The sequence below is a fragment of the Rhodococcus sp. EPR-147 genome (assembly GCF_001647185.1).
GTDB lineage: Bacteria > Actinomycetota > Actinomycetes > Mycobacteriales > Mycobacteriaceae > Rhodococcoides.
This window is the reverse complement of sequence record NZ_LVCU01000444.1, coordinates 1-8,001: the sequence shown is the minus strand read 5'-3', so window position 1 is coordinate 8,001 and position 8,001 is coordinate 1. Positions and strand designations below refer to the sequence as shown.

Genomic DNA, 8,001 nt, shown 5'->3' with positions numbered 1-8,001 from the left:
CGGTGGTCGAGACCGATCCCTTCGTCTACCCGGACGAGAACGCCTCCTGGGAGGAACTCGCGAGCGAGCAGGTCATCGACCGCTTCAACGAGGTCCTCGACAACACCGAATACGTGCCGAAGAACAGGCAACTCGCGTCGGTGGCGAAGAAGCTGTCGAAGGGGCTACCGCCGCAGGAATCGGTGGTGGAGATCTCCAACTGGGTCAACCAGGAGATGTCCTATGTGCCGGGAACCACCGGCGTGCACACCTCGGCCGTGGAAGCGTGGTCGGAGAAGAAGGGCGTCTGCCAGGACTACGCCCACCTGACACTGCTGATGCTGCGCAGCGTCGGGATCCCCAGCCGGTACGTCTCGGGTTACCTGCATCCCAAGAAGCAGGCCGCGATCGGTGCGACGGTGGAGGGCCAGAGCCACGCGTGGATCGAGGCCTGGACCGGTGCGTGGTGGGGCTACGACCCGACCAACGCCATCGCCGTCAACGAGCAGCACGTGTCGGTCGGACTCGGCCGCGACTACGCCGACGTGCCGCCGCTCAAGGGCATCTTCTCCGGCGGCGGTTCGACGGCCCTCGACGTGGTCGTGGAGATCACCCGGTTGGCGTGAGCCAGATGCGCGTTGTGCGCCCTTTCATGGGCGCACAACGCGCACACATCAGTTCCAGCCGAAGTCGCGGCGCAATCTGTTTGCCACGGAATCGAATTGGGGCTTGCTCAGAATCGCACCCTCGCGTCGGATGCCGTCCTCGGGCACGTCGAGTACTCGATCCAGACGAATCCAGCTCGGTCGGCCTTCGGCGTCCCACGGCCCGGACCCGATCGACTGCCAGTCACGGTCTCCGTCGCGGCTGCTCTGACTCGACAACATCAGGCCGAGCAGATCGTTGCCCTCACGGCCGATGACCAACACCGGGCGGTCCTTGCCCTGGCTGGCGTCTTCCTCGTAGGTGACCCAGGTCCAGACGATTTCGCCGGGGTCGGCCTTGCCGTCCAGGTCGGGGGAGTACTCGATGGTGCGGGCGCGTTGCGCCGTGGGCCTGGTCTGCGACGCCACCGGCCGGCCCGGACGAGGTGCCGGAGCAGACGTGCGTGTGGCCGTCCCGCTGATCGCGTCCTTGCCCTTCTGCAGGGCTCCGGACTTCTGTAATTGACGCAGCAGTCGGGGGCCCTCGCGCATCGCGATCTTGCTCAGTTCCTTGCCGAATCTGCTCCAGTTGCCAGCCATGCGGCGAGTGTAGCGATGCAGACTCTGCTGCTCATCGCCCGAACCTCGGGGACGAGAACACCCGAGTCGGACAGCCGGGGACGGCGCACCGTTCTCGGCGTGGGACGATAGGGAAACCCGTTCGCTCATTTCGAACACGCCAGCCGAAGGATACGAGTGCCCAGCTTCGCCGACACGACGTTCACCGATCCGTCCAGGATCAGGAACTTCTGCATCATCGCCCACATCGACCACGGCAAGTCGACGCTGGCCGACCGGATGTTGCAGCTCACGGGCGTCGTCGACGACCGGTCGATGCGCGCTCAGTACCTGGACCGGATGGATATCGAGCGCGAGCGCGGCATCACCATCAAGGCGCAGAACGTCCGGCTCCCGTGGGTCGTCGACGGCGAGGAATTCGTGCTGCACCTCATCGACACGCCCGGCCACGTCGACTTCACCTACGAGGTATCGCGCGCCCTCGAGGCCTGCGAAGGTGCAGTGCTGCTCGTCGACGCCGCGCAGGGCATCGAGGCGCAGACGCTCGCGAACCTTTACCTCGCTCTCGACAAAGAGCTCACCATCATCCCGGTGCTGAACAAGATCGACCTGCCCGCCGCCGACCCGGACCGCTACGCCGCCGAGATCGCCCACATCATCGGGTGCGAGGCCGACGACGTGCTCCGCGTGTCCGGTAAGACGGGTGTGGGCGTCGAGGAACTTCTCAACGAGGTCGTCAAGCTGGTTCCGGCCCCGGTCGGCAACCCGGACGGGCCTGCCCGCGCGATGATCTTCGACTCGGTCTACGACACCTACCGCGGCGTCGTCACCTACGTTCGCGTGGTCGACGGTGCGCTGAATCCGCGCGAGAAGGTCACGATGATGTCGACCGGCTCGACGCACGAGCTGCTCGAGGTCGGGATCGTCTCACCCGATCCGAAGGCGACCAAGGGCCTGGGCGTCGGCGAAGTGGGGTACCTCATCACCGGCGTGAAGGACGTCCGCCAGTCGAAGGTCGGCGATACCGTCACCACCTTCCGCAAGGGTGCGACCGAGCCGCTCACCGGTTACCGCGAGCCCCGTCCGATGGTGTACTCGGGCCTCTATCCGCTCGACGGTTCGGATTACCCCGACCTGCGTGACGCTCTCGAGAAGCTGCAGCTCAACGACGCGGCACTGACGTACGAGCCGGAGACGTCGGTGGCTCTCGGCTTCGGTTTTCGCTGCGGCTTCCTCGGTCTGCTGCACATGGAGATCACCCGCGAGCGGCTCGAGCGAGAGTTCAACCTGGACCTGATCTCGACGTCGCCGAACGTGGTCTACCGCGTCGAGATGGAAGACGGTGCCGAGCACATCGTGACCAACCCGTCGTACTGGCCCGAGGGCAAAGCGCGCGAAGTGTTCGAGCCGATGGTCAAGTGCACCATCATCTCGCCGAGCGAATTCATCGGTTCCATCATGGAACTGTGCCAGGGACGACGCGGAGAACTCGGGGGCATGGACTATCTGTCCGAGACCCGCGTCGAGCTGCGGTACACCATTCCCATGGCCGAGATCATCTTCGACTTCTTCGACATCCTGAAGTCCCGAACACGCGGATACGCCAGCCTCGACTACGAGGAGATCGGCGAGCAGAGCGGTGCGCTGGTCAAGGTCGACATCCTGCTGCAGGGTGAGGCCGTCGATGCGTTCTCGGCGATCGTGCACAAGGACGCTGCTGCGGCCTACGGCAACAAGATGACGACCAAGCTCAAGGAACTGATCCCGCGCCAGCAGTTCGAGGTGCCGATCCAGGCCGCCATCGGATCTCGCATCATCGCCCGCGAGAACATCCGCGCGATCCGCAAGGACGTGCTGGCCAAGTGCTACGGCGGCGACATCAGCCGTAAGCGCAAGCTGCTCGAGAAGCAGAAAGAGGGCAAGAAGCGGATGAAGACGATCGGCCGCGTCGAGGTGCCGCAGGAAGCCTTTGTCGCCGCACTGTCCTCGGAATCCTCGTCGGACAAGCCCAAGAAGTAACCTCACACCCTTTCTGTCGACTGCACGCCCCTACTCGCATCGGAGCCGGGGCGCGCAGTTGTCAGTGAGGGCGCGCGGTCCCCACCACATCCAGCCGCACATGGCGGGCGAGTACATTTCGAACCTGTGACGACGCCGATTCTGAAGCAGCTGCGTGTTCCCGTTGTCGGTGCGCCGATGGCAGGTGGCCCGAGTACTCCCGAACTCGCCCGTGCGGTGTCGGAGGCAGGTGGGCTCGGCATGATCGCCGGTGCGCTGTTGACACCCGAAGCCTTTGCGGCGCAGATCGATTCGGTGCGCGATCTGCTGTTCGGTGTCAATCTCTTTCTGCCGGAGGAGCCATCGGGTGCGGATGTGGCGTCCTATGCCGAGCACCTGACGTCCTGGTTCGAGCGTTTCGATGCGGAGCCGGGAGAGTTGGTGCGCCGGGACGACTTCTACGCCGAGAAGTTCGCCTGGCTGCTGGCACACCCGGTACCGCTGGTGTCGAGTACGTTCGCGACGTTCGACGCGGACGAGGTCGCCCAGTTGCACGCCGTGGGAACCGAGGTGTGGGCCACCGTCGCCACCGCGTCGGACGCATCGGTGGCCACCGCGAACGGGGTGGACGCGCTCGTGGTGCAGGGACCCGAAGCGGGCGGGCACCGAGGCACGTTCGACGGGTCGGCCCCGGACGAACCACTGACCGAACTGCTGATCGCAGTGCGCGAGACATCCGACCTACCGCGAATCGCTGCAGGTGGATTGATGGACGGCAACGACATTGCGCCACTGCTCGATTCGGGTCTTGCGCACGCGGCTCAGCTCGGTACGGCGTTGCTGAACACACCCGAGGCCGGCACCAAACCCGTACACCGCGAGCAACTGACGCTCGCTCCCGACACCGCGGTGACCAAGGCATTCTCCGGCCGCCCTGCGCGGGGTCTGGTGAACGAGTTCATGCGCCAGAACTCCGACGCCGCGCCCCTGGCCTATCCCGATCTGCACTACCTGACCGCTCCGATGCGAGCGAAGGCCGCGGCGGCAGGCGATCCGTCGGGACTGTCGATGTGGGCCGGAACCGGTCACCGCCGTGCTCAGGCGAAGCCCGCGGCCGAGCTGATCGCCGAATGGGCGAGACAACTCGGCCGCTGAGCCCTCCCTCTCAGGGGTTGGAGTGGGCGGGCTGGAAGTGCCCTGCCACCTGAGCTTCCTCGGCGCGGATGACGTGCACCACCGCGTTGATGAGTGCGAGGTGGGTGAACGCCTGCGGGAAGTTACCGAGGTGACGGCCTGTGCGGTGGTCGATCTCCTCGGCGTAGAGCTTGAGTGGGCTCGCGTATCCCAACAGACGCTCGCAGAGGTGCTTGGCCCGAGGGAGCTCACCGATCTCGACCAGCGCCGACACGAGCCAGAAGGAGCAGATGGTGAACGTACCTTCCTCTCCCGCCAGACCGTCGTCGGTGGTGTCGGTTCGGTAGCGCAGGACCAGGCCGTCCTCGGTCAGCTCGTCGGCGATGGCGAGCACTGTCGCGCGGATGCGTTCGTCCTCGGCAGGTAGGAATCGAAGCAGCGGTGCGAGCAGCAGTGACGCATCCAGCGACGGGTCACCGTAGCGCTGAGTGAGGACACCCCGAGAATCGGTGCCGTTCTCGAGAATGTCGGCCTTGATCTCGTCGGCGATTTCGTTCCACTTGGCCGAATACTCCTTCTCGCCGTGGATGTCGGCGAGCTTGGCCCCGCGGTCGAGTGCGACCCAACACATGAGCTTCGAGGAGGTGAAGTGCTGCGGTTCACCGCGCACCTCCCAGATGCCGCGATCGGGCTTGCGCCAGTTGGCGATCGCCTCCTCCACCTGTCGCTTGAGCAGGGGCCACAGGAATTCGGGGACGTGCTCGCGCGACTTGACGTGCAGATACACCGAGTCGAGCATCGTGCCCCAGATGTCGTGCTGCTCTTGGTCGTAGGCTCCGTTGCCGATACGGACCGGACGTGCGCCGTCGTATCCGGACAGGTGCGGCAACTCGCTCTCGTCGAGTGTCTTCTCGCCGCCGATGCCGTACATGACCTGGAGCGGATTGACCTCGCCGTTCGCCGTTGTCGCCACATCGGACATGAACGCGAAGAAGTCGTTTGCCTCCCGGTCGAGTCCGAGTGTGTAGAGGCCCCACAGTGCGAACGTCGAGTCGCGTACCCACGTGTAGCGGTAGTCCCAATTCCGTTCTCCACCCGGCGTTTCCGGAAGCGAGGTGGTCGACGCCGCCAGCAGCGCGCCGGTGGGGGCGTAGGTCAGTCCCTTGAGCGTCAGGGCACTGCGCTGCAGGTAACCCCGCCACGGGTGATCGGGGAACCGGCCGATCGTGATCCACTGCCGCCAGCATTCGGACGTGCGCCACATCTTGTCCGCGGCCTCCTCGAACGTCTGCGGCGCAGGCAGATCCGACCACGACAGAGCGACGAACACGTTGTCGCCCTCCGTCATTCGAGTGCGGGCGCGGGCTTCACGTCCTTCGATGCCGATGCGGAGATTGGTGGTCAGCTTCAATGTGGGCTGATCGCCGCCCGCACTGGCTTCGCAGGTGGCGGTGGTCTCCTCGTACACCTTGCCGGTGTACTCCCACTTCGCCGGCGCGCGGTGGTAGTCGAAGGCAGGCTCGCAGCTCATCTCGAGTTCGACTGTGCCGCTGACGCACTTGATGGTGCGCAGCAGGATGTGTTCGGCGTCCCAGTCGCTCGGTGCGCGCTTGTGAGTGCGAGAGCGTTGATCGGTGTTGTGCCACGGTCCCATGACGAGTGCGTCGCGGACGATGAGCCAACCGGTCTCGGTCTGCCACGTCGTCTCGACGATCAGGCCACCGGGCAGATACCGCCGTGCCGCGGGGACCGATTGACCGTACGGCCCGACACGGAAATGGCCTGCGCTGCGATCGAGAACCGCGCCGAAGATGCTGGGGGAGTCCGGCCGAGGCACGCACATCCACTCGACCGATCCGTTTCGAGCGATCAAGCAGGTCGTCTCGCAATCCGAGAGGAACGCACAGTCGTCGATCGGCGGAAAGGCGCTCCGGTAGGACGTCAGGGTGGACACCGGTGCGTCGGTGCTGCCCAACGCTCCCTGGACCTCGACCCCGCCCAAACCTGGATGCCCCGACCCCATGGCGGGCTCGTCGGCCACCGGGGGCACTGGCGAAAGATCTTCGTAGGCCGTCATGGCGTAATCATCGACCGATAGATGGCATGCGTCCACTGCTGGTCGTCGATCGGCGTGGCGTGAGAGCGGAACGAGCTGGTTTAAGCTGCGAGGGTGGAATCGATCGCACGCTGGTGGGACGGCGTCGAACTGTGGGTGACGGGTTTGCCGTTCGTGCCACAGTCGGTAGTCGTGCTGCTGGTCATCGTGCCTACCGCGTTCCTGCTGGCACGAGTGTTCGATCGTGTGCTCGCGGTGGTTCTGCACGTGCTCGGGCGTGATGCACGGGCGGCTCGCGACGCGGAGCCGACGGGTGCGGCCACCACTACGACGAAGGATGGACAGTAATGCCACGGTCTCGGGTCACGTTGGCGCTCATCGCGCTGCTGGTGCTGGTTGTCATCGCCTGGTTGCTCACTAGATAGCCGATTAGAGTCGGTCCGGAACCTCTGCTAGATTTCTGACCGTGTCTTCTGCCGCCGAGTACCGCGTCCGCCATCAGTTGGCGTTGATCGCTGTCGGCATGCTGGCAGTCGCCGATATCGACTGTTGTTGATTCTTTCCTTCGTCGAATCGGTTCCGTCGATCCGTTGCCCACGCGCCTACTTCTCGCGGTCGGGCGGTTCACGACGTACTTTCTGCCGCCCTCGGTGATCTCGCGATGACTCGCGGCCACGGTGGTGCACCGGTTCGACTTCGGGAATGTCGACCATGCCCAGTTCGTACTCATTGCACACTGTCACGAAAGGCCTTTTCTCGATGAGGCACAGCTCTCGCTACCTGCTGACCACGTTCGCGGCTGTGGGAACCCTTCTGCTCACCGCATGCAACGGCGGATCCAGTGACGTCGTCGGCGGCGAGCCGGACACCGCGAGCGGCCCCGCACTGACCCTCGTGGGTTACGCCGTCCCCAAGAATGGTTGGGACGCAATCGGTCCCGCCTTCGCTGCAACCGAGGACGGTGACGGAACGGCGATCAACGCGGACTACGGCGCATCGGGCAACCAGTCACGCAAGGTGGCCGACGGCGCACCCGCCGATATCGTCAACTTCTCGGTCGAGCCCGACATCACCCGTCTGGTGCAGGCAGGCAAAGTCGACGAGGACTGGAACCAGAATGCCTACGCCGGAGTGCCGTTCGGCTCCGTGGTGACCATCGTCGTGCGCGAGGGCAACCCCAAGAACATCCGTACCTGGGACGATTTGGTCAAGCCCGACGTTCAGGTCATCAGCCCCAGCCCGCTCAGTTCGGGTTCGGCCAAGTGGAACCTGCTCGCCCCCTACGCGGCGAAGAGCAACGGCGGCCAGGACAAGCAGGCCGGTCTGGACTTCGTTCGCACCCTCGTTGCCGATCACTTCCCGGTTCAGCCCGAATCCGGCCGCGCCGCAACCGAAGCCTTTCTGCAGGGTCAGGGTGATGCGTTGCTCAGCTACGAGAACGAAGCACTCCTGATCGAGGAACAGGGGCAGAGCGTGGAGCACGTCGACGTTCCCATCACGTTCCGCATCGACAATCCCGTGGCAGTGATCAACGACAGCGCCAATCTCGATCGCGCCAATGCGCTGAACGATTTCGTCTACACCGACGAGGGGCAGAAGATCTGGGCCGAG

Annotated in this window: 8 protein-coding genes; 6 read left to right on the top strand and 2 right to left on the bottom strand. The window is 64.9% G+C overall.

Annotated elements, in window-relative coordinates:
* The coding region (locus A2J02_RS19440) for a transglutaminase-like domain-containing protein (RefSeq protein WP_068052384.1) at positions 1-605 on the top strand (605 nt) is incomplete at its 5' end.
* A 48-nt stretch (positions 606-653) separates the two neighbouring features.
* Here A2J02_RS19440 and A2J02_RS19435 read toward each other — a convergent pair.
* A complete protein-coding gene (locus A2J02_RS19435; RefSeq protein WP_068052382.1) occupies positions 654-1,223 on the bottom strand; it encodes a type II toxin-antitoxin system PemK/MazF family toxin in 570 nt (189 codons plus the stop codon).
* 150 nt (positions 1,224-1,373) lie between these two features.
* Here A2J02_RS19435 and lepA point away from each other — a divergent pair, with 150 nt between their 5' ends.
* The gene (lepA, locus tag A2J02_RS19430) at positions 1,374-3,221 is read left to right on the top strand and encodes a translation elongation factor 4 (protein WP_045194648.1); all 1,848 of its coding nucleotides are present in this window, start codon (positions 1,374-1,376) and stop codon (positions 3,219-3,221) included.
* A gap of 126 nt (positions 3,222-3,347) precedes the next feature.
* A complete protein-coding gene (locus tag A2J02_RS19425; protein ID WP_068052379.1) occupies positions 3,348-4,355 on the top strand; it encodes a nitronate monooxygenase in 1,008 nt (335 codons plus the stop codon).
* 10 nt (positions 4,356-4,365) lie between these two features.
* Here the strand turns inward: A2J02_RS19425 and A2J02_RS19420 are convergent, their stop codons facing one another.
* Positions 4,366-6,357, bottom strand: a complete 1,992-nt coding sequence (locus A2J02_RS19420) for a glycoside hydrolase family 15 protein (RefSeq protein ID WP_442971489.1) — start codon at positions 6,355-6,357, stop codon at positions 4,366-4,368.
* 147 nt (positions 6,358-6,504) lie between these two features.
* Between A2J02_RS19420 and A2J02_RS19415 the strand changes: the two genes are divergently transcribed.
* The 3 genes from A2J02_RS19415 to A2J02_RS19410 all read left to right on the top strand — a co-directional run.
* Positions 6,505-6,738, top strand: a complete 234-nt coding sequence (locus A2J02_RS19415; protein WP_068052375.1) for a hypothetical protein — start codon at positions 6,505-6,507, stop codon at positions 6,736-6,738.
* Between the two features lie 118 nt (positions 6,739-6,856).
* Positions 6,857-6,946, top strand: a complete 90-nt coding sequence (locus A2J02_RS28970) for an Ms4533A family Cys-rich leader peptide (protein ID WP_310180897.1) — start codon at positions 6,857-6,859, stop codon at positions 6,944-6,946.
* A gap of 203 nt (positions 6,947-7,149) precedes the next feature.
* A partial coding sequence (locus A2J02_RS19410; RefSeq protein WP_068052373.1) for an extracellular solute-binding protein occupies positions 7,150-8,001 on the top strand: 852 nt, incomplete at its 3' end.